Annotated in this window: 23 protein-coding genes; 20 read left to right on the forward strand and 3 right to left on the reverse strand. The window is 72.6% G+C overall.

Annotated elements, in window-relative coordinates; translation table 11 throughout:
* Positions 1 to 57 precede the first annotated feature (57 nt).
* The 5 genes from OCU29_RS00495 to OCU29_RS00515 all read left to right on the forward strand — a co-directional run bounded on the left by OCU29_RS00495 (position 58) and on the right by OCU29_RS00515 (position 4,156).
* Positions 58 to 492, forward strand: coding sequence for a thioesterase family protein (locus OCU29_RS00495; protein ID WP_261818389.1), 435 nt, complete (start codon positions 58 to 60; stop codon positions 490 to 492).
* A gap of 86 nt (positions 493 to 578) precedes the next feature.
* Positions 579 to 1,067, forward strand: a complete 489-nt coding sequence (locus tag OCU29_RS00500; RefSeq protein ID WP_261818390.1) for a pyridoxamine 5'-phosphate oxidase family protein — start codon at positions 579 to 581, stop codon at positions 1,065 to 1,067.
* 34 nt (positions 1,068 to 1,101) lie between these two features.
* A complete protein-coding gene (gene ychF / locus OCU29_RS00505) occupies positions 1,102 to 2,178 on the forward strand; it encodes a redox-regulated ATPase YchF (protein ID WP_261818391.1) in 1,077 nt (358 codons plus the stop codon).
* An 801-nt stretch (positions 2,179 to 2,979) separates the two neighbouring features.
* The gene (locus OCU29_RS00510) at positions 2,980 to 3,441 is read left to right on the forward strand and encodes a helix-turn-helix domain-containing protein (protein WP_261818392.1); all 462 of its coding nucleotides are present in this window, start codon (positions 2,980 to 2,982) and stop codon (positions 3,439 to 3,441) included.
* Between the two features lie 19 nt (positions 3,442 to 3,460).
* Positions 3,461 to 4,156, forward strand: coding sequence for a nucleotidyl transferase AbiEii/AbiGii toxin family protein (locus tag OCU29_RS00515; protein WP_261818393.1), 696 nt, complete (start codon positions 3,461 to 3,463; stop codon positions 4,154 to 4,156).
* A 77-nt stretch (positions 4,157 to 4,233) separates the two neighbouring features.
* Here the strand turns inward: OCU29_RS00515 and OCU29_RS00520 are convergent, their stop codons facing one another.
* Complete coding sequence (locus OCU29_RS00520; RefSeq protein WP_218876308.1) at positions 4,234 to 5,001, reverse strand: IclR family transcriptional regulator; 768 nt, start codon at positions 4,999 to 5,001, stop codon at positions 4,234 to 4,236.
* Between the two features lie 142 nt (positions 5,002 to 5,143).
* Here OCU29_RS00520 and OCU29_RS00525 point away from each other — a divergent pair, with 142 nt between their 5' ends.
* The 11 genes from OCU29_RS00525 (at position 5,144) to OCU29_RS00575 (ending at position 17,527) form a co-directional block, all read left to right on the forward strand.
* Entirely contained in the window at positions 5,144 to 6,091 is a 948-nt protein-coding gene (locus OCU29_RS00525; protein WP_261818394.1) for a sugar kinase, read from the forward strand.
* Positions 6,088 to 6,741: a bifunctional 4-hydroxy-2-oxoglutarate aldolase/2-dehydro-3-deoxy-phosphogluconate aldolase gene (locus OCU29_RS00530; RefSeq protein ID WP_261818395.1), complete on the forward strand. Its 654-nt coding sequence runs from the start codon at positions 6,088 to 6,090 to the stop codon at positions 6,739 to 6,741. The genes OCU29_RS00525 and OCU29_RS00530 overlap by 4 nt, the downstream gene beginning before the upstream one ends.
* Before the next feature lie 82 nt (positions 6,742 to 6,823).
* Positions 6,824 to 8,098: an ABC transporter substrate-binding protein gene (locus OCU29_RS00535; protein ID WP_179615602.1), complete on the forward strand. Its 1,275-nt coding sequence runs from the start codon at positions 6,824 to 6,826 to the stop codon at positions 8,096 to 8,098.
* 63 nt (positions 8,099 to 8,161) lie between these two features.
* Positions 8,162 to 9,109, forward strand: a complete 948-nt coding sequence (locus OCU29_RS00540) for a carbohydrate ABC transporter permease (protein WP_179615603.1) — start codon at positions 8,162 to 8,164, stop codon at positions 9,107 to 9,109.
* Entirely contained in the window at positions 9,106 to 10,047 is a 942-nt protein-coding gene (locus OCU29_RS00545) for a carbohydrate ABC transporter permease (RefSeq protein WP_179615604.1), read from the forward strand. The genes OCU29_RS00540 and OCU29_RS00545 overlap by 4 nt, the downstream gene beginning before the upstream one ends.
* An 83-nt stretch (positions 10,048 to 10,130) precedes the next feature.
* On the forward strand, positions 10,131 to 10,895 hold the full coding sequence (locus tag OCU29_RS00550) for an SDR family NAD(P)-dependent oxidoreductase (RefSeq protein ID WP_261818396.1): 765 nt from the start codon (positions 10,131 to 10,133) through the stop codon (positions 10,893 to 10,895).
* Positions 10,892 to 12,844 carry a heparinase II/III family protein gene (locus tag OCU29_RS00555; RefSeq protein ID WP_261818397.1) on the forward strand — a complete coding sequence of 651 codons (1,953 nt, stop codon included), beginning with the start codon at positions 10,892 to 10,894 and terminating at the stop codon, positions 12,842 to 12,844. The genes OCU29_RS00550 and OCU29_RS00555 overlap by 4 nt, the downstream gene beginning before the upstream one ends.
* Entirely contained in the window at positions 12,841 to 14,880 is a 2,040-nt protein-coding gene (locus OCU29_RS00560) for a DUF4962 domain-containing protein (RefSeq protein ID WP_179615607.1), read from the forward strand. Before OCU29_RS00555 ends, OCU29_RS00560 begins: the two co-directional genes overlap by 4 nt.
* Positions 14,877 to 15,533, forward strand: a complete 657-nt coding sequence (locus OCU29_RS00565; protein ID WP_261818398.1) for a hypothetical protein — start codon at positions 14,877 to 14,879, stop codon at positions 15,531 to 15,533. Before OCU29_RS00560 ends, OCU29_RS00565 begins: the two co-directional genes overlap by 4 nt.
* A complete protein-coding gene (locus OCU29_RS00570; protein WP_261818399.1) occupies positions 15,530 to 16,726 on the forward strand; it encodes an MFS transporter in 1,197 nt (398 codons plus the stop codon). Before OCU29_RS00565 ends, OCU29_RS00570 begins: the two co-directional genes overlap by 4 nt.
* Positions 16,727 to 16,753: 27 nt before the next feature.
* Positions 16,754 to 17,527 (forward strand): SDR family oxidoreductase, encoded by a 774-nt coding sequence (locus OCU29_RS00575; protein WP_261818400.1) that lies wholly within the window; start codon positions 16,754 to 16,756, stop codon positions 17,525 to 17,527.
* Here OCU29_RS00575 and OCU29_RS00580 read toward each other — a convergent pair.
* Positions 17,514 to 18,023 (reverse strand): DUF2243 domain-containing protein, encoded by a 510-nt coding sequence (locus OCU29_RS00580; RefSeq protein ID WP_261818401.1) that lies wholly within the window; start codon positions 18,021 to 18,023, stop codon positions 17,514 to 17,516. The two genes, OCU29_RS00575 and OCU29_RS00580, sit on opposite strands and share 14 nt — an antisense overlap.
* Positions 18,024 to 18,195: 172 nt before the next feature.
* Here OCU29_RS00580 and OCU29_RS00585 point away from each other — a divergent pair, with 172 nt between their 5' ends.
* Positions 18,196 to 19,572: a wax ester/triacylglycerol synthase family O-acyltransferase gene (locus OCU29_RS00585; protein WP_261818402.1), complete on the forward strand. Its 1,377-nt coding sequence runs from the start codon at positions 18,196 to 18,198 to the stop codon at positions 19,570 to 19,572.
* Between the two features lie 7 nt (positions 19,573 to 19,579).
* Here the strand turns inward: OCU29_RS00585 and OCU29_RS00590 are convergent, their stop codons facing one another.
* Positions 19,580 to 20,263 carry a DapH/DapD/GlmU-related protein gene (locus OCU29_RS00590; RefSeq protein WP_261818403.1) on the reverse strand — a complete coding sequence of 228 codons (684 nt, stop codon included), beginning with the start codon at positions 20,261 to 20,263 and terminating at the stop codon, positions 19,580 to 19,582.
* 53 nt (positions 20,264 to 20,316) lie between these two features.
* Between OCU29_RS00590 and OCU29_RS00595 the strand changes: the two genes are divergently transcribed.
* The 3 genes from OCU29_RS00595 (at position 20,317) to OCU29_RS00605 (ending at position 23,342) form a co-directional block, all read left to right on the forward strand.
* Positions 20,317 to 21,456: a DNA glycosylase AlkZ-like family protein gene (locus OCU29_RS00595; protein ID WP_261818404.1), complete on the forward strand. Its 1,140-nt coding sequence runs from the start codon at positions 20,317 to 20,319 to the stop codon at positions 21,454 to 21,456.
* A gap of 108 nt (positions 21,457 to 21,564) precedes the next feature.
* On the forward strand, positions 21,565 to 23,058 hold the full coding sequence (locus tag OCU29_RS00600; protein ID WP_261818405.1) for a serine/threonine-protein kinase: 1,494 nt from the start codon (positions 21,565 to 21,567) through the stop codon (positions 23,056 to 23,058).
* Positions 23,059 to 23,168: 110 nt separating this feature from the next.
* Entirely contained in the window at positions 23,169 to 23,342 is a 174-nt protein-coding gene (locus OCU29_RS00605; protein WP_179615614.1) for a hypothetical protein, read from the forward strand.
* Positions 23,343 to 23,349: the final 7 nt, after the last annotated feature.

Genomic DNA, 23,349 nt, shown 5'->3' on the forward strand with positions numbered 1-23,349 from the left:
ACACCGGTGTCACCACCCCCGTCGTACGACGGGACGGGCGCGGGCACACTGGGCGCCGTGACCGACACCTCCACCGACCAGCCGGGTCTCGACGACTTCCCCGCCCGCAGCCGCGACAAGCTGCGCTACGGCGACACCGACCGGCAGGGCCACGTCAACAACGCGGTCTTCTCGACCCTGCTCGAGACCGGCCGCGTCGAGCTTCTCTACCCCGGTGACGGGACCACGATGAGCGACGAGGGCGCCGCGTGGGTGATCGTGCGCATCGAGCTCGACCTGGTCGGCGAGATCACCTGGCCGGGCAGCGTCGACATCGGTACCCGGGTGGCCAAGGTCGGCCGCTCCTCGGTGACCATGCAGCAGGGGCTCTTCCAGGAGGGCCGCGCCGTCGCCCGCGCCACGACGGTGATCGTGCAGATGGACGACGAGACCCGCGGATCCCGGCCGCTGAGCGAGGAGCTGGCGGAGCGGTTCCGCGCCCTCCAGGGGTGACCTCCAGGGGTGACCTGCGGGGTGACCTGGGGGCCGGTGGGCCGACGTACGTTCGAGGTGACCCGAACCGCTCCCCAGGAGGCCCCGTGACCAGCAGCCACACCGACGACGAGCAGCGCGTGCTCGACCTCGTCAACGACGCGAAGATCGCGATGCTGACCTACGTCGACCCCAGCAGCAGGCTGCTGAGCAAGCCGATGGCCACCCAGGACACCGACGTCGACGGCTCGCTCTACTTCATCGCCGAGCTGCACTCCGAGAAGGTGCAGGCGCTGCAGGCCGACCCGCGGGTCAACGTCTCCTACAGCGACCGCGGCTCCTGGGTCTCGATCGCCGGCACCGCGTCGGTGGTCGACGACGAGGCCAGGCTCGCGGAGCTGTGGAGCGCCTTCACCGACTCGTGGCTGCAGGGCGGGCCGGACAACCCGGAGAACATCCTGATCGAGGTCGACGCCGAGACCGCGGAGTACTGGGACGCCCCCGGCGGCTCCAAGGTCGTGCAGCTGGCCAACCTGGTGAAGGCGAAGGTCGCCGGCTCGCGCATCGACGGTGACAACGAGACCGTCGAGATGTGACCGGGCGTCGCAGCGACACCTAGACTCACCGCCCGTGGCTCTCACCATCGGCATCGTCGGTCTCCCCAACGCGGGCAAGTCGACCCTCTTCAACGCCCTGACCAAGAACGACGTGCTCGCGGCGAACTACCCGTTCGCCACCATCGAGCCGAACGTCGGCGTCGTGGGCGTCCCCGACGACCGGCTCCCCCGCCTGGCCGAGGTCTTCGGCTCGGCCAAGCAGCTGCCGGCGACCGTGGAGTTCGTCGACATCGCCGGCATCGTGCGCGGCGCCTCGGAGGGCGAGGGCCTGGGCAACAAGTTCCTCTCCCACATCCGGGAGTCGGCCGCGATCTGCCAGGTGACCCGGGTCTTCCGCGACGAGGACGTCACCCACGTCGACGGCGAGGTGAACCCGCAGAGCGACATCTCGACCATCCAGACCGAGCTGATCCTGGCCGACCTGCAGACGGTCGAGAAGGCGATCCCGCGCCTGGAGAAGGAGGCGAAGGGCAACAAGGAGCTCGCCCCCGTCGTGGCCGCGGCCAAGGAGGCGCTGGCCCACCTCGAGGCCGGCACCCCGGTCATCGACACCGACCTCGACACCGCGCTGCTGCGCGAGCTGTCGCTGTTGACCGCGAAGCCCTTCATCTACGTCTTCAACTGCGACGCCGACGAGCTGGCCGACGAGGACCTCAAGCAGCAGATGCGCGACCTGGTCGCGCCGGCCGAGGCGATCTTCCTCGACGCGAAGTTCGAGTCCGAGCTCGTCGAGCTGGGCGACGAGGACGAGGCCCGCGAGATGCTCGCCGAGATGGGCGTCACCGAGCCCGGCCTCGACGTGCTCGCCCGCGTCGGCTTCGACACCCTGGGCCTGCAGACCTACCTGACCGCCGGCCCCAAGGAGACGCGGGCCTGGACGATCAAGAAGAACGCCACCGCCCCCGAGGCCGCCGGTGTCATCCACACCGACTTCCAGAAGGGCTTCATCAAGGCCGAGATCGTCTCCTTCGACGACCTCATGGAGCACGGCACCATGCAGAAGGCCAAGGAGGCCGGCAAGGTGCGCATGGAGGGCAAGGACTACGTCATGGCCGACGGCGACGTGGTGGAGTTCCGCTTCAACGTGTGAGCCAGGCGTGCCCTGTGCCCTGTTGAGGGGGAATTCCGGATGGATGATGGAGCCTGAGCCTACTTCGGGGCTCCGACAGTGCATGTCCATCACGCGCCCGCGTGAGGGTGCGTCACTCGTGCTCTCTTTTCGCCAACTCTGTGTGGACTTTCCGGCGCGCTCAATCTGAGAACTGCGGCCAGGTGCTTGATGTGGGCCTCGCGTGCGCTCCGTCGAATCCGGACAGTGCGCACGTGAGGCACGTGCAAGCTTCTGGGGGCTGCCTGAGTATCCGAGCACGCCCTACTACCGGACGTTCCAGACCGCCGTGACCCCTGACGCGCATCTCTACGAGTTCATCGCCCCGATGGTCCCGCCCTCGTGGAATGACGCCGCCCGCGTGGAGGAGTACGTCCGGAGACTGGAGTCGGGCTCGGAGCCGACTGCGGTGGCGGTGTCGACCCTTGACGTCTGCCAGTCTGCAACTGATGCGCCTAGCGACTACTACGCGCACTGGGGTCTGACTCACTTCCTCCTCGACGGACATCACAAGGTGGAGGCGGCGGCCAGGTGCGGTCGCCCGCTGACGATTCTTGCGCTCGTCGGTTCGGCGGCGTCCCTTTGCGATGAGACCCATATGAAGCGGCTTCCGGACCTTCGTAGACAGGCTGAGTCGAAAAGACCTCATGCATAGAACGACCTCTTGCTGCCAAACGGCTGCTGACTCTGCACCCTCTTGTCAGGTCTGAATTTGAGGATGTCCGATTGCTCGAAGCGTTTCTCATTGTTGACTCAAAAGTTCGAACGACTAAAATGAGAAACATGCCAGCCTCTAGCCCGTACACGAGCCCCGAGCAGCAGGCGGACCTCGAACGCCTAGGCGCCCGGCTGCGCGAACGCCGAAAGGCCCTCGGTGTCACGGTAGTCGCCTGTGCGGAAGCTGCTGGCGTTTCGCGTGTCACCCTGCACAGGATCGAGGCAGGCAACCCCTCGGTCACGATCGGCGCGTACGTCAACGTTGCAGCCGCACTCGGACTTCACCTCGTCGTCCCGATCCTCGACGCTCCAGCAGCAGAGCCGGCGAAGATCACGGTGGGCGACTACCCCGGCCTGCGCACGCTGGCCTGGCAGACCGACGCCGGCACCACCATCACCGAGACGGAGGCACTCAACCTCTACGAACGCGGCTGGCGACACCTCGACCAGGAAGCCCTCACCGATCACGAGAAGGTGTTCATCCAGCACCTGGCGGACACCTACAGCAACGGGAGGCTGCTTGTTTAGGCGGCTGCACCACCAACAGGTGGCCGAGGTGTTGTTGATCCTCGACGCGCCGCTCCTGGCAGAGCACAACTGCTGGTTCGGAGGCGGCACCGCGATCGTCCTCGCCAATGGTGAGTTCCGCGAATCGGTCGACATCGACTTCCTGGTCTCCGACCCGCAGTCCTACTGCGAGCTGCGCCAGATGGTCAGGGACCACGGGCTCGACGCTCTGGCTACACGTGAACTGGAGCTGGGTCGGACGCCCACTGTCGACGGCTACGGCATCAGGACCACGGTGCTCGTTGCGGGGATGGCGATCAAGCTCGAGATCATCCATGAAGGTCGCGTCGACCTCGACACTCCCTCCCCGGACGATGAGATCTGTGGGTTGCGGATCCTGACGCGAGCCGACCAGGTCGCAACCAAGCTGCTCGCCAACGACGACCGATGGGCAGACACGTCGACGTTCAGCCGCGACCTCATCGACCTGGCCATGATGAAACCCGACACCAGCGCACTGAAGGCCGGCGCGCGCAAGGCGGTCGATGCCTACGGCAAGACGGTCGGCGAGAGCCTCGACAAGGCAGTCACCCACCTCCGAGATCGCCCGCAACGTCTCGACGAATACATCCGCGCACTCAAGATCGATGCGCCCCGAGCGGCCGTCTGGCAGAGCATTCGCGACCTGTCCGCGAGATCCGCGAAGATCGAAGGTCTAGGTCGGGGCTCGGACTAGCCCGACCGTCCAGCGGGCCGCCAGCAGTCCGCAACGGTCGTCGTTCCGCTGCAACGTCTGAGCGCGCCGACTCGCGCTCACACGCCGGCGAGGACCCGGGAGTGCACCTCGAGGACCAGCTCGATGGCGCGCGCCTCGAGGGCCGCGTCGAGCCGGAACATCGGGATGGAGATGCTGATGGCGTCGGTGGCCGGGCCGGGGGAGGCCGGCGGCAGTGCGGCCGCGAAGCACCGGATGCCCGCGCTGTTCTCCTCGTTGTCGGTCGCGTAGCCGTCGCGCCGCACCCGGGCCAGCTCGGCCAGCAGCGCGTCGTGGTCGGTGACGGTGTGGTCGGTCAGGGCCACCAGCTCCTCGGGCAGCATCGCCAGCACGGCCTCGTCGGTGTACGTCGCCAGCACCGCCTTACCCAGCCCGGTCGCGTGCGCCGGCAGTCGGCGCCCGATGGCTGAGTAGAGCCGCACCGGGTGGGTCGAGTCGCGCTTGGCCAGGTAGACGACGTCGGAGCCGTCGAGGCGCCCCAGGTGCGTGGCCTCGCCGATCTCGGCGGAGATCCAGTCGAGGGTCCGCGCGGTGCGGGTGACCATGTCGTCGGTGTCGACGAAGGAGGAGCCCACCCGCAGCGCCCGCAGCCCCAGGCTGAAGCGGGTGCCGGTGGCGTCGCTGACCACCCAGTTGCGCTGGGTCAACGTGCGCAGGATGCCGTGCAGGCTGCTCTTGGGGATGCCCAGGTCACGCGACAGGTCGCCCAGGCTCGGGGGCTGGCGCGCGTCGGCCAGGGCCTCGAGCACCGCCAGCGTGCGATCGGCCGACTTGACCGGCTGGAAGCCGTCGATCTCGTCACTCACAGGGGGTCCTCTCGAGCGCGCTCGGCGCCGGTCGGTCGGGCGTCGAGATTCAGTATAGGGATTGACATTCAGTATGACGTACGGCACATTCATGTCTGTGACCAATGTTCAAGAGTGTGAACCGACTGCCAGCCACGACGTGGTGACCCTCGGTGAGCCGCTCATCTGCCTGACCGCCGCCGACGGGCGCCTGCCCTCGACCAGCCACCTGGTGAAGTCGGTGGTGGGCGCGGAGTCCAACGTGGCCATCGGCCTGGCCCGCCTCGGCCGCTCCTCGGCCCTGGTCAGCCGCGTCGGGCAGGACCCCTTCGGCGACGAGGTCGTGCGCACCCTGCGTGGCGAGGGCGTCGACACCCGCTGGATCGTCCGCGACCCCGACGAGGTCACCGGCCTGATGATCAAGGAGCGCCGCGCGCCCGACGACATCCATGCCTACTACTACCGCCGCGGCTCGGCGGCGGCCGGCCTCACGCCCGCCGACGTCGACGAGCAGGCCGTGGCGGGGGCGCGCCGGGTGCACGTCACCGGCATCACCCTGGCCCTAGGCCAGGGCCCCCGCGAGGCCACCGCCCGCATGGTCCAGCTCGCCGGCCAGAGCGGCGTCCCGGTCAGCTTCGACCCCAACTTCCGGCTCAAGCTCTGGTCCGAGCAGGATGCCGCCACGATGAGCGTGGCCTTCCTGCCCTCGGTGAGCGACCTGCTCGTCGGCGAGGACGAGCTGCTGGCGATGGCCCAGGTCGGCGGCGCCGCCCGCGGCCTGCCCGCCGCGCTGCGCTGGCTGGAGTCCTACGACCTGTGCTCCGTCGTGGTCAAGCGCGGCGCCGCCGGCGTCGTGGGCGTCAAGGACGGCGTCTGCCTCGAGCGCCCGGCCTACCCCGTGGCCGCGGTGGTCGACACCGTCGGCGCCGGTGACGCCTTCAACGTCGGCTACCTGCACGCCACGCTCGGCGGCGCCGACCTCGGCGACGCCCTCGACTCCGGTCGCTGGGTGGCCAGCCGCGTGGTCTCCCACCTCGGTGACTACGAGGGCCTGCCCAGCGCCAGCGAGTACGCCGCCCACCTCGCCGAGGAGGAGGTGGCCCCGCGATGACCGCCACCACTGAGATCGCCAACGCGACCGGCCCCGACCTGCGCACCCTGCTGCCCGGCCCCTCCGTGCTGGCGGTGCTGCGCACCCGCACGGCGCGCACGGCCGTCGAGATGGCCGCCCCGCTCAAGGCCGGCGGCATCACGGTGCTCGAGGTGACCACCACGGTCCCCGACGCCGCAGGCGTGATCCGCGAGCTCGCGGGCGACCCGGAGCTGCTGGTCGGCGCCGGCACGGTCACCACCACCGCCCAGCTCGACGCGGTGCTCGCCGCCGGGTCCCGCTTCGTCGTCTCCCCGGGCCTCGACGAGGACGTCCTCGTGGCCGGCCTGGCCGCGGGCGTCCCCACCGTGCCCGGCGTCCTGACCCCGACCGAGGTCATCCGGGCGCGGGCGCTCGGCGCCGGCACCATCAAGCTCTTCCCGGCCGACACCGTCGGCATCGCCCACCTCCGGGCCCTGCAGTCGGTCTTCCCCGACACCGGGTTCATCCCCACGGGCGGGGTTGACGCCACGAGCATCGCGGGCTGGCTCGGCGCCGGCCCGGTCGCCGTCGGCGTCGGCAGCGTCCTGGAGAAGACGTACGTCGACCACGGAGCCGCCGCGCTGGAGGCGTTGGCGGCCGAGCTGGTCGCCCACCTCGAGAAGCACTGAGCAGCACCCAGCACCACCGAGCCACCCAGGCACAGCACCACCCACAGCCACACCCACAGCCACACCACAAGGAGCAGCAGAGATGAGAAGCAGGACAACCGGGGCCCTCGCGGCTCTCGCCGTGACCGCCGCCGTGAGCCTGTCGGCCTGCGGTGGCGGGGGCAACGCCGCCGACGGCACCACCGAGCTGAAGCTGCTCACCCCGATCTTCGAGGGTGAGAGCGGCAAGCAGGTGCTCGAGGAGGAGCTCCTGCCGCAGTTCGAGAAGGAGAACCCGGGCGTCACCGTCTCGGTCGACTACACCGACTACGGCAGCCTCAACGAGAAGCTGACCACCTCGATCGCCAGCGGCCTGGTGCCCGACGTGATGATGATGGGCGTCGGCTGGATCGAGGGCTTCGCCGACAAGGGCGTGCTCCAGGGCCTCGGCGAGTTCGGCATCGACTACGACGAGCTCTCCGACGAGGTCACCGCCGAGGTGCTCGACGCCGGCATGTGGGAGGACGAGCTCTACGCCGTCCCGATCATGCTCGACACCCGCATCGGCATTGCCCGCAAGGACCTGCTGGCCGAGGCCGGCTTCGACGAGCCGCCCGCCGACTGGGAGGAGATGCGCGAGTACGCCGTCGCCCTCACCGAGCGGGACGGCGACAAGCTCCAGCAGGCCGGTCTCGACGTGATGACCCTCGACCCGCGCCAGATGTTCGAGGTGCTGCTCTTCTCCAACGGCGGCAGCCTCTTCAACGACGACCTGAGCGCGCCGGCCTTCAACTCGCCCGAGGGCGTCGAGGCCCTGCAGTACGTCGTCGACCTGGTGCGCGAGGACCGCGTCGAGGACATCGGCTACTCCAGCGCCGACGTCGACACCTACCCGGTGGTCAACGGCCGCGCGGCGATGATGATCGGCCACAACGACGTGTGGGTGAAGGCCCAGGCCTCCAACCCCAAGGTCGCCGAGCAGCTGGTGCCCTTCATGGTCGACGGCACCGAGGAGGCCATGTTCCACGGCGGCACCCTGGTGGCCATGTCGGCCCGCTCGCAGGAGAAGGAGGCGGCCGCGGCCCTGCTGGAGTTCCTCACCAGCGCCGAGGCCTCGCTGGCCGCCAGCGAGCAGCGCGGCAACGTGCCGGCCCGCACCGAGCTGCTGGAGTCCGACTACGTGCAGTCCAACCCGATGGTGCAGTTCGCCATGGAGAACCTCGACAAGGCCCACCCCGAGGGTGGCGTGCCCGAGTGGCTCGAGATCCGTGGCGACTTCGCGGCGGCCGTCGAGGCCGCGCTCCTGGGCCAGAAGACGCCCCAGGAGGCGCTCGACGACCTGGCCGCGGACGCCCAGGCGGCGATGGACCGCTCCTGACGCCCGGCGGCGTGCCCGGACCCCGGGCACGCCGCCCCCTGACCCGACCACTTGAGGTGCACGATGACCCAGACAGCGCATGACGCGGCCCAGCTGGCCGCCCCCGCCGCCCGAGACGCCGGCCCGCCCCCGCGGGGCCGTGGCTCGATGGCGCGCACGCAGAGGCGGACCGGGTGGCTGATGGTCGCCCCCGCGGTGATCCACGTGGGCATGTGGATCGCCCTGCCGGTGCTCGCCACGATCGTCCTCAGCTTCACCGACTACTCGGTCTTCGACAGCCCGCGGTTCATCGGCCTCGACAACTACACCGAACTCTGGAACGACGACGTCTTCCGCAAGGCGACGATCAACACGATCGTCTACACCTTCTTCACCGTCCCGTTCTCGATGGCCATCGCCGTGGTGATCGCGGTGCTGCTGAACCAGAAGCTGCGCGGCCGGGCGATCTACCGGGCGGCGTTCTTCCTGCCGCAGGTCACCGCCACCGTCGCGATCGCCATGGTCTGGCTGTGGATGTACGACCCGCAGTTCGGCCTCTTCAACGGGTTCCTGTCGTTCTTCGGCATCCCGGGCCAGGCGTGGTTGGCCAACCCCGACTTCGCGCTCGGCTCGGTGATCCTGGTCGGGATCTGGCAGGGCATCGGCCTGAAGATGCTGATCTACATCGCGGCCCTGCAGAACATCGACCCCGGTCTCTACGAGGCCGCCTCGATGGACGGCGCCTCGAGCGTGCGCCAGTTCTTCTCCATCACCCTGCCGATGCTCAAGCCGGCCACGTTCTTCGTGTTCGTCGTCTCGATCATCTCGGCGTTCCAGGTCTTCGACCAGATCTACGTGCTGACCAACGGCGGACCCGCCAACGCGACCACGATGATGACCTACGAGGTCTACCGCAGCGCCTTCCAGAACTTCCGGATGGGCATGGCCTGCGCGCAGTCGGTCGTCCTCTTCGCCTTCCTGCTGGTCCTGACCGTGGTCAACCGACGACTCACCGGAGGCGACGAGGCATGAGCACCACCGCACCCCACCTGGACGCCCCCGAGGCGCAGACCGCCCCGAGCGCACCGCCCCACGCCCCGCAGAGCCGGCGGCCCAAGCCGGTGGCCCGCGTGGTCCTGCACGTGGTCCTGGCGCTCTCGGCGCTGACGATGATCCTGCCCTTCGCCTGGATGATCCTGACGTCGCTGAAGACGCCCGCCGACCTGGCGCAGTTCCCGCCGTCGTTCCTGCCCGAGGACTGGGCCTGGAGCAACTACTCCGAGGCGCTGCAGGCGGCCCCGTTCGCCACCTACTTCCGCAACAGCATGATCATCTCGGTGGGCCACACCGTCATCACCGTCGTCTTCGGCGCGATGGCCGGCTACGCCCTGGCCCGGGTCCAGTTCCGGGGCCGCGAGCTGATCTTCCTGGCCTTCGTCGCGATGCTGATGATCCCGACGTACACCAAGATCGTGCCGCAGTTCCTGATCGTGAAGTTCATGCCGCTCTTCGGCGGCAACGACATCTTCGGCCAGGGCGGCAGCGGCTGGCTCGACTCCTGGTGGGCGCTGATCGTGCCCGGCGGGCTGAGCCCCTTCGCGATCTTCCTGTTCCGCCAGTTCTACCTCTCGCTGCCCAAGGAGCTGGAGGAGGCCGCCCGCCTCGACGGGGCCGGCGAGCTGGCGATCTGGGCGCGGGTCTACACCCCGCTCATCAAGCCCGCCATCGCCACGGTGTCCCTGCTGACCTTCCAGGACAGCTGGAACAACTTCCTGTGGCCGCTGCTGGTCACCACCCGTGACGACCTGCGCGTGATCCAGGTCGGCCTGGCGGTCTTCCAGCAGGAGGGCACCACCCAGTGGGCCTACCTGATGGCCGGCACCACCCTGGCGACCGTGCCGATGGTGCTGCTCTTCCTCTTCGCCCAGCGCTACTTCATCCAGGGCTTCACCAACGCCGGCATCAAGTAGCCGGCACGCCCCACCCCGAGCACCACCCCGCACCACCAGCACGACCGCAGCACGACCACACCACGACAAGAAAGCGACTCATCATGACTCTCGACCTCACCGGACGCCGCGCCCTCGTCACCGGCGGCGGCAGCGGCATCGGCCGCGCGGTCGTCGCCGCCCTCGTCGAGGCGGGCGCCGACGTGGCCGTCCACTACGCCCACAGCTCCGAGGGTGCGGCCCAGGCCGTCGCCGACGCCGAGGCGGCCGGACGCCGCGCGGTGGCCATCGGCGCCGACCTGACCGACTCCGCCCAGGCGCAGCGCTGCGTCGAGGAGGCGACGGCGTACCTCGGTGGGCTCGACGTGCTCGTCAACAACGCCGGCCACCTGGTCGGCCGCAGCCCGGTCGAGGAGATGAGCGACGAGTTCTTCCGCCAGGTCATCGACCTCAACATCTCCACCGCCTTCTTCGTCACCCGCGCCGCCACCAAGGCGCTGCGGGCCTCGGGCAGCGGCCGGGTCGTCAACATGGCCTCGCTCGCGGCCGAGAACGGCGGCGGCCCGGGCTCGGTGGCCTACGCCACCGCCAAGGCCGGGATGCTCGGCTTCACCAAGGGCCTGGCCAAGGAGCTCGCCGGCGACGGGGTCACCGTCAACGCCGTGGCGCCCGGCTTCATCGGCGAGACCGCCTTCCACGAGACCTTCACCGCCCCCGAGGCGCGCGAGCGGATCGTGGCGGGCGTGCCGCTGCAGCGGGCCGGCACCCCGGCCGACGTGGCCGGCGCCGTGTGCTACCTGGCCTCCGACCTGGCCGCCTACGTGACCGGCGAGACCATCGACGTCAACGGTGGTGTGCTCACCCGGTGACTGCCCCGACCGCGGACGCCCCCACCCCGCAGCGCCCCGTCGTCCCGTCGGGGCGCGCCGGGTGGTGGCACGACTACGTCTGCCCCACCCACGGCACCGAGCTGCTCCACGACCCCGACCGGGTCGAGGGGGAGCCGCACCTGTGCCCGCACGGCTGCCGGCTCTCGGGCGCCGAGCTCGACGGCGCCTGGCGGGTGCTGTCCCACCAGGCCTGTGCCCGCACGCTGCGCACCAGCGCGCGCCGCTACCTGCGCACTGGTGACGCCGGTGACCGGGCGCTCGCGGTCGGCCTCGTGCACGACTACGTGGAGGTCTACCGCGAGGTCCTGGCCGCCGGCTGGAGCTCCTCGTCTCAGGAGTGGATGCTGCGCGGCAAGCTCTTCTCGCAGGCCCTGACCGAGTCGATCTGGGGGGTGGCCGTCGCCGACGGCGTGCTGGCCCTGGCGACCGGGTCGGCCGTGCACGGCCACGACGCGGCCGACCTGCAGCCCGCGCGCGACCTGCTCACGCCGCTGAGCGAGACCGTGCACGCCGCGCGCCGCACCCTGGTCGAGGAGCGCGGCGAGCTGCGCAACAACTACACCGCCTGGCTCGACGCCGCCGGTGCCCTGTGTGCCCGCGCGAGCCTCGCCCTCGGCGACGAGGCCGCCGACCTCGAGCAGTGGCAGGAGGGCCCGCACGGCCTGCACGCCTTCCTCGAGGCCGCCGTCGGCGACGACGGCTGGGAGTGGGAGGGCTCGACGTACTACCACCTGTTCGTGCTGCGTGCCTGCCTGCTCGGCCTGGGCGGCAGCGCCCCCCGCTCGCTGCCCGAGCCGGTCGCCGACCGGCTCGAGCGGATGCTCGCGGTGCTCGTCGGGCTGGCCACCGAGGCAGGGGTGCTGCCGGTGCTGCACGACGGGCCGTACGCCCGGGTGCCCGCCCAGCAGGAGCTCCTCGAGGTCGCGGTGCTCGGCCGCCAGCTGGTCGACCTGCCCGGTCTCGACCGGCTCGAGACCCACGCCCGCGCCGCCCTCACCCCGGCCGGCACGGGCCTCGAGGACGAGCTCGACGGCTGGTTCGACGGGCCGCCCCGCGCGGCGCGCGAGCCCCGGCCGGCCCGGTCGGTGCACTGGCCCGAGGCCGGCTTCCTGGTGCTGCGCCCGCCCTCGGGTCGCTGGCAGGCCGTCGTCGACGCCGGCCCGCACGGCGGCAGCCACGGCCACCACGACAAGCTCGGGCTCTACCTCTACGGGCGCGAGGAGCAGTGGCAGCCGGCACCCGGTGTGCCGCCGTACGCCAGCCACCTGCGCCTGCAGCACTACGCCCGCACCCTGGCCCACCCCACCGTGCGCGTCGACGACGCCGACCAGGCGCCCTGCACCGGCCGGGTGGCCCGCTGGGAGACCACCGAGCGGGGCGCCCGCGCGAGCGTGGCCGCCGACGACGCCTACGACGGCGTACGCCTCGAGCGGCACCTGGAGATGACCGAGCGCTACCTGCTCGACGCCGTCCTGGTGCGCGCCGAGACCCCGCGCACCCTCGACCTCGGCCTGCGACCCGCGGCCGGGATCGCCGTGCAGGGCGGCGCCGACCACTGGCGCACCACCTGGGGCAGCGGCGCCCAGGAGGGCTCCGAGCTCGTCGCCCTGCACGTAGCCTCCGGGCCCTCCGCCCTCCGGGTCGTGCCCGGGCGCGGGCCCTCCGACGACCCCGCCCGGGTGCTGCCCGTCGTCGACTGGCACGCCGAGGGCGACCAGGTCTGGTTCGTCTCGGCCTACCAGCCCGCCGACGACCCGCACGGCCCGCGCTCGGTGCAGGTGCGCACCACGCCCGAGGGCCTCACCGTCGAGGTGGGCCTGGGCGACGGCACCACCGAGACCCACCGGCTCCACCCGCTCCCTCCGACCACCCCCGGCAGCACGTCCGGCACAGCCACGCCCACCACACCAGCAGAGGACCCCCAGTGAGCGACCCGACCACGACCACCACCCGCCCCGGCCCCGACGGCGGCTCCGACGACGGCGCCGGCCGGCTCCTGCTCGAGGGCCGCCTCGACGCGCTGCGCGAGGAGGTCACCACGGTGCGCCGGGTGCAGTTCAAGCGGCTGCTGGGGGAGTGCGAGCGCTACCGCTCGATGGAGCTGCCGACCGAGCACCCGAGCGCGAGCATCACCTACTTCGGCCCGGCCGCGGCCAACCTGGCGCTGGCCTACCGCCTGACCGGCCAGCAGCACTTCCTCACCGAGCTCGAGCGCTGGCTCGAGTCGCCGCTGGGCTTCCCGCACTGGGGCAAGGCCAACATGCCCGACCACGACCTCGACGCCGGGTGGATCCTGCACGGGCTCTCGCTGGCGCTGTCCTGGGCCGGCGACGCGCTGCCCGAGGAGACCCGCGAGCGCCTCGAGGCCAAGCTGCTGCTGCAGGGCCGCCGGCTCTACGACTTCGCGGTCGAGTCGGAGGGCGGCTGGTGGTCCTCGTCGTACTGGCAGAACCACAACTGGATCTGCTACGCCGGGCTGGCCACCGCCGGCTACGTGCTCGCGCCGCGCCACCCCGAGGCCAAGGCCTGGACCGAGCGGGCCAAGGAGAACTTCACCGAGGTGCTCGGGCTGCTGCCCGAGGACGGCTCCAACAACGAGGGCGTCGTCTACTGGCGCTACGGCGTCCCGTGGATCGTCAGCTACCTCGACGTGCTCGAGGCCGCCGAGGGCATCGACCTCTTCGAGGGCAGCGACTACCTGCGCCACACCTTCTACTACCGGCTCTACCAGGCCGCCCCCGACCTCGAGCGCATCATCAACCACGGCGACTGCCACGACCGGCGCAGCGGCCACAGCGTCTCGATGTACTACAAGCTCGCCTCCAAGTACCGCCTCGGGCACGCCCAGTGGCTCGCCGACCGGGTCAGCGAGCGCTTCTACTGGCGCGAGGCCTACGAGAGCGGGGTCAAGCCGGGCGTGCGCCCCGAGGCCTACCAGGAGCTGCTCTGGTACGACCCCAGCGTCGAGCCCGAGCCCGTCGACACCCTGCCGACCAGCCGGTTCTTCGCCGACCTCGGTCTCGTGGTCGGGCGCACCTCGTGGGACGACGACGCGGTGATGGTCTCCTTCAAGGCCTCGCCCGGCGGCGGGCACAAGGCGTGGGAGTCCTCGCACCGGCTCGACCGCGAGCGCGGCTGGCGCACCCTCAACGCCGGGCACCACCAGCCCGACGCCGGCACCTTCACGCTGCTGGGCCACGACGCCTACCTGGCGATCGACGAGGGCTACTCCAACCGCAAGCGCCACGGCCACCAGAACGGCATCCTGGTCGACGGGCAGGGCTTCGCCAACGAGGACCGCTACCACGTCTACGAGGACCTCGCCGAGCACCACGTCGCCCGGATCACCGAGACCGTCCTGGAGGCCGGCTGGACCTGCGCCTCCAGCGAGACCGGCGCCATGTACGCCGACGAGCTCGGCGTGCGCCGGGTCGACCGGCACCTCGCGCTGTCGCCGCGCGGCACCCTGCTGGTCGTCGACCACCTGGAGAGCGAGACCCCGCGCACCTGGTCGTGGCTGCTGCACGCCGACCACCCCTTCGACGTCGCCGACGGCACCGCCCTGACCGAGGCCGCCCCCGGCCGGCTGCGGGTCTCCGGCCCCGCGCCGGGCGACGCGACCTGGTCGACCCGGCCCACCGAGGTCTTCGCCAACCCGACCGCGAGCACCCCGAGCCTGGCGGTGCAGAGCGTGCAGCACACCCTGGTGCGCGAGACCGGGCCCACCACCCGGGCGGTCCTGGTCAGCGTGCTCGAGCCGCTCGCGTGGCACGACGACACGCCCTCCTCCGCCCACGTGCGCGAGCAGGACGGCACAGTGGTGGTCGGGATCAGCCGAGGAGGGGTCGTGGAGGAGCTGGCAGTGGCGCTGGAGGACGGCGCCGACGCGAAGGCCGCGCTGGCCGGGGAGTGCGCCGCCGCGGGCACCCGGATCGCCGTCGGCACGTCGTCGCTGGGCGGGTGAGCACGCTGCGTCGCCCCTCCGGCCGTGGTGCCGGTGCCGGCCCCGGTTGGGAGGGGGCGGCGCTGCGCTGGTTGGCCTACCCCGCCAACCTGGCGTTCGCCGGCATCGCCGGCTTCGTGATCGCGCTGGGCGTGGTGACCTGGCTGTGCGCCGCCGTGGCGCTGGTGCGGGCGCTGCAGCGCTGGCTCGAGGACGACCTCGACACGGTCTTCACCACCACCTTCCGCGAGCTCGCCGCCACCTGGCGGCGCACCCTGCCGCTCAGCGTCGCGGCCACGGTCGTGGTGGCGCTGGTGGTGGCCGACGTGGTCTTCCTGGCGAGCCGGTCGTCGCCGTGGGCGGTGCTGCTGCTGGCCGCGCTGGTGCCGCTGGCGGCGCTGGGCGCCCTGGTGGTGGCCCACCTGCCGGCCGCCGCGGCGCTGGCCCGGGACGGCTCGGCGCGGCAGTGGCTGCGGCTGGCCCTGGGGCTGGTCGTGACGGCGCCCGCCCGCTCCGCGGGGGTGCTGGTCGTGCTGGTCACCTGGGTCGCGCTGTGCACGGTCCTGCCGACGCTGGTGCCGGTGCTGGGCCTGAGCGTGCCCGGCCTGGCCGCCCTGGTCGCGGCCCGGCGCACCGTGGAGCGGCACGGCAGCCTGCTCGGACGCACCGCATGACCACCAGCGACACGAGACCGGGCCGCACCCGCCTCGAGGCGCCGCTGCTGGTGCTGCTCGCCGACACCTTCACGATGGCGGTCGGCTTCTACATGCTGGTGCCGCTGCTGGCCTACCACCTGCTCAACAACCTGGCGCTCACCGTGGGCGTGGTCGGGGTGCTGGCCGCGATCCGCGGCGCCAGCCAGCAGGGGCTGATGCCCTGGTCGGGCCTGCTGGCCGACCGGCTGGGGCACCGGCGGGCGATCGCGACGGGCGTGCTGCTGCGCGCCACCGGCTTCGGGCTCTTCGCCGTGGTCACCACGGTGCCGGGGCTGGTCGTGGCCAGCGTCCTGGCCGGGCTCGGCGGCTCGCTGTTCCACCCCGCCAGCTACGCGGCGTACACGCTGCTCTCCGGCGAGCGCAACCGGGTGCAGGTCTACTCGCTGCGCGAGATCCTCAGCAACCTCGGGTTCGTCTGCGGGCCGCTGCTGGGCGGGCTGCTGGCCGGCTTCGACTTCCAGTGGGTCGCCGCGGCGTCGGCCGGGCTGTTCCTGGTCGCCTTCGTCATCACCCTGGTCGGGCTGCCCCGCGACATGCACGCCGAGGGCACCGCGCCCGACCCCGCCGGGCTGCTGCCGGTGCTGCGCGACCGGCCGTTCCTGGGCTTCTGCGCGCTGGTGGCCGGCACCTGGGTGCTGGTCTCTCAGCTCTACCTCGCGGTGCCGGTGCTGGCCCGTGACGTGCTGCCGAGCTCGGTGGGCCTGGGCGCGGTCTACTCGCTGGCGGCGGTGGTGATGGTCGTGGTGATGCTGCCGATGACCCGTGCGGCCGACCGCTGGCTGGCGCCGCGGCAGTCGCTGGCCCTGGCCACGCTCGGGCTCGCCGCGGGCCTGGTGGTGATGGGGCTGTGGCAGAGCGCCGTCGGGCTCTCGGTCGGCGTCGTGGTCTTCACCCTGGGCCAGGTGCTCTTCTCGCCGATCATGAACTCGGAGGTCTCGCGCTACGCCGACCCCTCCTCGGTCGCCTCCTACTTCGGCGTCCACGGCCTGGCCCTGGCGATCGGCGGCGTCGTGGGCAACCTCGGCGGCGGCTTCATGTACGGCCGCCTCGGCGGCACGGACGCCGCCGCGGTGCCGTGGCTGGTGCTCGGGGGCTGGGGCCTGGTGGTCTGCGCGCTGTTCCTGCGGCGCTCGCGCCCCGTGCCCGCCTGAGGCCGGGCGCCTGCGATGCTGGCGCGCATGACACGTCGATCCGTCCTGGTCACGGGCGCCGCCGCCGGCATCGGCCGCGCCGTCGCCCGCCGCTTCGCCGCCGAGGGGTGGCTCGTCGGGGCGTACGACGTCGACGAGCCCGGCCTGGCCTCGCTGGCCGCCGAGCTTGGGGACGCCGTCGTGACCGGCCACCTCGACGTGCGCGACGCCGACCAGTGGCGCGCCGCGCTCGCGACGCTGACCGCGCACACCGGCGGCACCCTCGACGTGCTGGTCAACAACGCCGGCATCCTGGTGGCCGGGCGCTTCGCGGACGTCCCGCTCGAGGCCCAGCAGCGCGAGGTCGACGTCAACGTGACCGGCGTGGTCAACGGCTGCCACACCGCGCACCCCTACCTGGCAGCCACGCCGGGCGCGCACGTGGTCAACCTGGCCTCGGCCTCGGCGATCTACGGCCAGCCCGAGCTGGCGACGTACTCGGCGACCAAGTTCGCGGTGCGCGGGCTGACCGAGGCGCTCGACCTGGAGTGGGCCGCCGACGACATCACGGTGCGGGCGCTGTGGCCGCTGTTCGTGCAGACCGCGATGACGCAGGGCGTCGAGACCGCCTCGACCCGCTCGCTGGGCATCCGGCTCACCGCCGACGACGTGGCCGAGGAGGTGCTCGCCGCGGTCCGCCCCGGTCGCCGGCTCAGCGCGCACCGCGCGGTCGGGCGGCAGGCGCAGCTGATGCTGGGCTCGGCCGGGGTCACGCCGAGCTGGCTGCTGCGCGCGGTCAACCGCCGCATCAACGCGGGCTGAGCCGCGCGGCGCCGCGTCGGTGCAGCAGCCACCCGCCGACGACCAGGAGCGCCCCGGCGGCCAGGAAGCCCAGGTCCCACGACAGCGGCGCGCCCAGGTCGTCGCGCACGTGGTGCACGCCCAGGAGCTGGTGGTTGACCAGGCCCTCGACGAGGTTGAAGACGCCCCAGCCGGCGAGCACCAGCCCGAAGTGGAAGCTCCAGCTCGGCGCGAGGCGTCCCTGCTGCCAGGTGCGGATCGCCAGCACCGAGGCGAGCAGCAGCATCAGCCAGGTGGCCACGTGGAAGAACCCGTCGGCCAGGGTGTTGGCCTCCAGCCCCGCCAGGGTGGTGGTGGGGTAGTCGTCGACGTCGCTGACCATGTGGTGCCACTGCAGGATCTGGTGCAGCACGATGCCGTCCACGAAGCCGCCGAACCCGAGGCCGTAGACCAGCCCGAACGACCTCGACGGCGGGCCGGTCGAGGTCTCTCTCGCTGTGGTGGGTGCGTCGTCCATGCTGGTCGGCTACCCGGCCCCGGCGGCGCGGAAACCACCCGTGGGTGGGGGACCGGGAGCGGCGTCGGGATGCTCGGGATGAGGTGGCGCCACCGTCGGCGACGTAGGTTCGCGGTGACGTGCCGCACAGCCTTGGGAGGGGCCTGATGACGCTCGAGGACAGGACCACGCCGTGATCGGGCACCGCACCGAGCACCGGGTCGACCCGGTCGACGCGATCTGGCTCGGCATGGACCGGCCGCAGAACCTGATGGTCATCGAGTGCCTGATGTTCCTCGACGGCCCGCTCGACCGCGAGCGCTTCGACCGCGTCGTGCGCACCCGCCTCCTCGACGTCTACCCGGTCTTCTCCCGCCGGCCCGTGGCCGGCACCGGACGCCGGCGCCGCAGCAGGTGGCGCGACGTGCCCGAGCTCGACCTCGACCAGCACGTGCGCGAGGTGCGGCTCCCGGCGCCCGGCGACGACGCCGCGCTCCAGGCCTACGTCAGCGGTTTCCTCGGCACCCCGCTGCGCCGCGACCGCCCGCTGTGGGAGATGCACCTGGTCGAGGGCCTCGACCGCGGCACCGCGCTCTACGTGCGGCTACACCACGCGCTGGCCGACGGGATCGCGCTGACCCAGGTGCTGCTCTCGCTGACCGACGAGACCTCCGAGGGCGACCGCGACGGCACCCACGAGCCCGCGGCGCCGCACCGCGCGCTGGCCGACGTCGTGCAGGCCGCGCGCCGGGCCGCGCCCGAGGTGCCGGCGCTGCTGCGACCGGAGCGGGTGCGCCGCACCGTCCTGGAGGGCCTGCGCCTGGGCCTGAGCGGGGTGGCGGCGCTGCGCAAGCTGCTGGTGACCCGCAACCCCGACACCGGCCTGTCCGGCGACGCGGGGGAGCACAAGGTGGCGGTGTGGTCGGAGCCGATCGACCTCGGGGTCGTCAAGGACATCGCCCGGGGCTCGGGCGCCACGGTCAACGACGTGCTCGTCGCGGCGCTGGCCGGGTCGCTGGAGCAGTACCAGCTGGCCCACGACGGGCGCTCGGTCGACATCCCCACGATGATCCCGGTCAACCTGCGCCCGATGCACCTGCCGCTGCCGCGCGAGCTCGGCAACCGCTTCGCGCTGGTGCTGCTGCTCCTGCCGTCGGGGCTGCTCACCGCCGCCGACCGGCTGGCCGAGACCAAGCGGCGGATGGACACGATCAAGCGCTCGCCGGAGCCGGTCATCACCTTCGCGCTCATCCAGGGCATCGGCCGGCTGGGCGCCCGGCTGAGCCGGATGCTGGTGACCTTCTTCGCCGGCAAGGCCACCGGGGTCACCACCAACGTGCCGGGCCCGCGCGAGGCGCGCTACTTCGCAGGCACCCGGATCAGCGGGCTGCTGGGCTGGGTGCCCGGGTCGGGCGACCAGACGCTCGGGACCTGCATCTTCACCTACGCCGGCACCGTGCGGGTCGGCTTCAAGGCCGACACCCGCGTCATCCCCGACCCCGAGAAGATCCTCGAGGCCTTCCACACCGAGCTCGACGACCTGGCCCGGACGGTCGCCGCCACCGGCTGAGCCGGGCTCAGCCCTCGGCCAGCCGGGCCAGCATCTCGGCCTGCGGCACCACCGGCCGCACGTCGCCGCGCGAGCCGACCCAGCCCACGTCGGGCTCCAGGCGGCGTACGACGCGCGCGGGGTTGCCGGCCACCACCGCGTGGTCCTCGACCTCGCCGCGCACCACCGACCCGGCGGCCACCACGACGTTGCGGCCCAGCCGGGCGCCCGGCATCACCATCGCGCCGTGGCCCAGCCAGGAGCCGGCGCCGACGACGACCGGGTCGTGGGCGCCGAACTGCTTGCCGACCGGCATCGTGGGGTCCTGGTAGCCGTGGCTGGTGTCGGTGATGAAGACGCCCTGGCCGCAGAAGACCCCGTCGCCGATCTCGATCGACTCGTGGGCGGTGAAGGAGCTGCGGGCGCCGATGGCGCACCGGTCGCCGATCACCAGCCCGCGGGGCGGGGCGGTGGGGTCGCCGGCGCCGTACCCGACCGAGAGCGTCACCGAGCGCCCGATGAGGGTGTCCTCGCCGATGTGGATCGAGGCGGGGTTGAGGATGGTGGCGGGTGCGAACCCGATGCTGCTGCCGCGCCCCAGGCTGCCGAACGCGGCGGCCGAGGGGGAGCCGGGCACGATCTCGCCGAGGCCGTCGACGTAGCGCCACGCGGCGTGCAGGCCCCGGTGGAGGAGCGCGCTGAGAGGGGTCACGGCGGCGACTGTAGTGGGCGCGGGCGTCGGTCGGGGCGCCTACGCTGCCAGGCATGGGCACCGTCGGGGGCTCCCCGCACCGGTTGAGCGCGCAGCAGGCGCGCCGGGTGGCGGTGCGCGCCCAGCTGCTCGACGCCCCGGCCCGGCGTCGCGGCCTCGACGTGCTCGAGGTGGTGCGGGCGCTGACGATGGTGCAGGTCGACCTGACCACGCGGGTGGCGCCGAGCGCCGAGCTGGTGCTGTGGAGCCGGCTCGGCGGCGGCCTCGACCGCGACGAGCTGGCCGACCGCTGCGAGGAGCAGCGGCTGGTCGAGATCTCGATGCGCCTGGTGCACCACGCCGACGTCGCGCTGCACCGCGCCGAGATGGCGGTGTGGCCCGACCCCGACCTGCACGACGCCTACGAGCACCAGGCCTGGGAGTGGGTGCTCGACAACGGCGGCTGCCGCGCCGACGTGCTCGAGCGGCTGCGCGCCGACGGGCCGCTGCCGGCCACCGCGCTGCCCGACACGTGCGTGCGCCCGTGGGGCTCCTCGGGGTGGAGCAACGGCAAGAACGTCGCCAAGCTGCTGCAGGTGCTCGCGGCGCGCGGCGAGGTCGCGGTCGCCGGGCGCGAGGGCCGCACCCCGCTGTGGGACCTCGCCGAGCGGGTGTACGCCGACGACGAGCTGCCGCCGGTCCACGACGCGCTGCACGAGCGCGCCGTACGCCGCCTGCGGGCGCTGGGCCTGGCCCGGGAGCGCTCGGCGAAGGTGCCGGGCCCCGACCCCGACCACGTCGGCGCGGTGGGGGAGGTGGTGGTGGTCGAGGGCGTGCGCGGGCAGTGGCGTGCCGACCCCGACCAGCTCGCTGCCCTCGACGAGCCCTTCGAGGGCCGGGTGGCGCTGCTCTCGCCGCTCGACCGGCTGGTCTTCGACCGGAAGCGGATGGTCGAGCTCCTCGACTTCGACTACCAGCTCGAGATGTACAAGCCGGCCGCGAAGCGGCGCTGGGGCTACTACGCGCTGCCGGTGCTGGTCGGCGACCGGCTGCTCGGCAAGGTCGACGCCACCGCGGACCGGCGCGCCGGGGCGCTGGTGGTGCACGCCGTGCACGAGGACGAGCCCTTCGACGTCGCCACCCGCGAGGGGGTGCGCGCCGAGCTCGAGGACCTCGCCGGGTGGCTCGGGCTGGAGCCGGTGCTGCCCGGTTGAGGCGGCGGATCGAGGGGAGCCCACCCTCCGCGCGCGTGGACGGGGCCCCGATCGGGTATGCAGGGTGGGCGAGCAACGGCCCCGCCAGGGGCGCCGAAGGGGGAACGGATGGCACCGGAGCTGATCGCGGGGCGCTACCGCGTCGAGCGCGAGCTGGGGCGCGGCGGGATGGGCGCGGTCTGGCTGTGCCGTGACGAGCTGCTGGGCCGCGAGGTCGCGGTCAAGGAGATCGGGGCGCTGCCCGGCGAGGCGGCCGACCTGGCCCGCGCGCTGCGCGAGGCCCGCCGCTCGGCGGCGCTGCAGCACCCCAACGTGGTCTCGGTCTTCGACGCCGTCGAGGAGGGCGACCACACCTGGCTGGTCATGGAGTACGTGCCCTCGCGCACGCTGTCGCAGCTGGTGCGCGAGGAGGGGCCGCTCGCGCCGCGCCGGGTGGCCGCGATCGGGGCGCAGGTCGCCGACGGGCTCGCGCTGGCCCACGAGAGCGGCACCGTGCACCGCGACGTCAAGCCCGGCAACATCCTGGTCAAGGAGGGCGACCACGCGAAGATCTCCGACTTCGGGATCGCCCGCAGCGACACCCTCGACGAGCACCGCACCCAGACCGGGCTGATGACCGGCACGCCCGCCTACTTCTCGCCCGAGCTCGCCCGCGGCGCCGACTCCTCGCCCGCCTCCGACGTGTGGGCGCTGGGCGCCACCCTCTACTCCGCGGTCGAGGGCCGCCCGCCCTTCGCGACCCGCGAGAACGCCATCGCCACCCTGCACGCCATCGCCCACGAGCAGCCCGAGCCGCCCCGCCGGGCCGGTGCGCTCGCCGGGCTGCTGGGCCACATGCTCGAGCCCGACCCCCAGGCCCGCTGGTCGATGGCCCGGGTGGCGCGCGAGCTGCGCGCCGTCGCCGACGGCGGGGCGGGCGTCGAGGACACCCGCGTCGACGAGACCGGCGCCGCCACCCAGCTGTTCCCCGCGCCCACGCCGCAGCCGGAGCCGGAGCCGGAGCCACGACCGGCGCCCGCACCCGTGGCCGCACCCGCCGCGCCCGCCCCGCAGGAGCGGCGTACGCGCCGGGCGGGGTGGGTGGTCGCGGCCGTCGTGCTGCTGCTGCTCGCGGTCGGCGGGCTGGTGTGGGTCGCCACCTCCGGCGACGACGAGGGCGACGCCCCGTCGGCGGGGGAGAGCACGTCGGCGCCGTCGGGGTCGGCCGAGGCCACCGACGAGCCGACCGAGGACCCGACCGACGAGACCACCGGCCCCACGACCGAGCCCAGCGGGTCGAGCGAGCCGCCGGCCGCGACCCAGGGGGTGCGCGGTCAGGAGGCCGTGGCGCTGCTGGAGGACTACTACGCGGCGCTGCCCGGCGACCGCGACGCGGGCTGGGCCACCCTGTCGCCCGACCTGCAGGACCAGATCGGGCGCGAGAGCTACGACGGGTTCTGGTCGACCATCTCCACCGTCGAGATCATCGCCATCCAGGACGTCGGCGGCGGCTCCGTCGACGTGACCCTCACCTACGACGGCGGCTCGCGCGAGACCCGGCGGCTGCAGGTGGCCGAGGTCGACGGGGAGTCCCGGATCGTCGCCGACCGCGTGGTCGGCTGAGCGGGCCACCACCAAGGGGTGAGGTGGCATGACCCGGCGCGGCGCTGGGTAGGGGAGTGGGGTCCACGCAAGAGCAGTCGGCGCAGCGCGCCGGCGAGGAGGGAGACACCATGATCGGCAGCATCGTGAGCAGGTTCCTGGGCAAGGGCGGCGGTCGTCGTCCGGCCGGCGGCGGCATGGGCGGTGGCATGGGCGCGGGCGCCGGCCGCGCCGGTGGCTCGAGCAGCGACGCGGCGATCGGTCGCGGCGTGAAGGGCCTGCTCGGCAGGTTCATGCGGCGCTGAGGCACCC

Origin of the sequence: Nocardioides sp. OK12, assembly GCF_024341885.1 — a bacterium.
Classification (GTDB): Bacteria; Actinomycetota; Actinomycetes; order Propionibacteriales; family Nocardioidaceae; genus Nocardioides; species Nocardioides marinisabuli.

What these genes read in the sequence shown, in the direction of transcription:
- OCU29_RS00510 (WP_261818392.1), top strand. Translation starts at nt 2,980, where the DNA reads ATGCCAGCCTCTAGCCCGTACACGAGCCCCGAGCAGCAGGCGGACCTC.
- OCU29_RS00530 (WP_261818395.1), top strand. Translation starts at nt 6,088, where the DNA reads ATGACCGCCACCACTGAGATCGCCAACGCGACCGGCCCCGACCTGCGC.
- OCU29_RS00535 (WP_179615602.1), top strand. Translation starts at nt 6,824, where the DNA reads ATGAGAAGCAGGACAACCGGGGCCCTCGCGGCTCTCGCCGTGACCGCC.
- OCU29_RS00540 (WP_179615603.1), top strand. Translation starts at nt 8,162, where the DNA reads ATGACCCAGACAGCGCATGACGCGGCCCAGCTGGCCGCCCCCGCCGCC.
- OCU29_RS00545 (WP_179615604.1), top strand. Translation starts at nt 9,106, where the DNA reads ATGAGCACCACCGCACCCCACCTGGACGCCCCCGAGGCGCAGACCGCC.
- OCU29_RS00550 (WP_261818396.1), top strand. Translation starts at nt 10,131, where the DNA reads ATGACTCTCGACCTCACCGGACGCCGCGCCCTCGTCACCGGCGGCGGC.
- OCU29_RS00570 (WP_261818399.1), top strand. Translation starts at nt 15,530, where the DNA reads ATGACCACCAGCGACACGAGACCGGGCCGCACCCGCCTCGAGGCGCCG.
- OCU29_RS00575 (WP_261818400.1), top strand. Translation starts at nt 16,754, where the DNA reads ATGACACGTCGATCCGTCCTGGTCACGGGCGCCGCCGCCGGCATCGGC.
- OCU29_RS00580 (WP_261818401.1), bottom strand. Translation starts at nt 18,023, where the DNA reads ATGGACGACGCACCCACCACAGCGAGAGAGACCTCGACCGGCCCGCCG.
- OCU29_RS00595 (WP_261818404.1), top strand. Translation starts at nt 20,317, where the DNA reads ATGGGCACCGTCGGGGGCTCCCCGCACCGGTTGAGCGCGCAGCAGGCG.
- OCU29_RS00600 (WP_261818405.1), top strand. Translation starts at nt 21,565, where the DNA reads ATGGCACCGGAGCTGATCGCGGGGCGCTACCGCGTCGAGCGCGAGCTG.
- OCU29_RS00605 (WP_179615614.1), top strand. Translation starts at nt 23,169, where the DNA reads ATGATCGGCAGCATCGTGAGCAGGTTCCTGGGCAAGGGCGGCGGTCGT.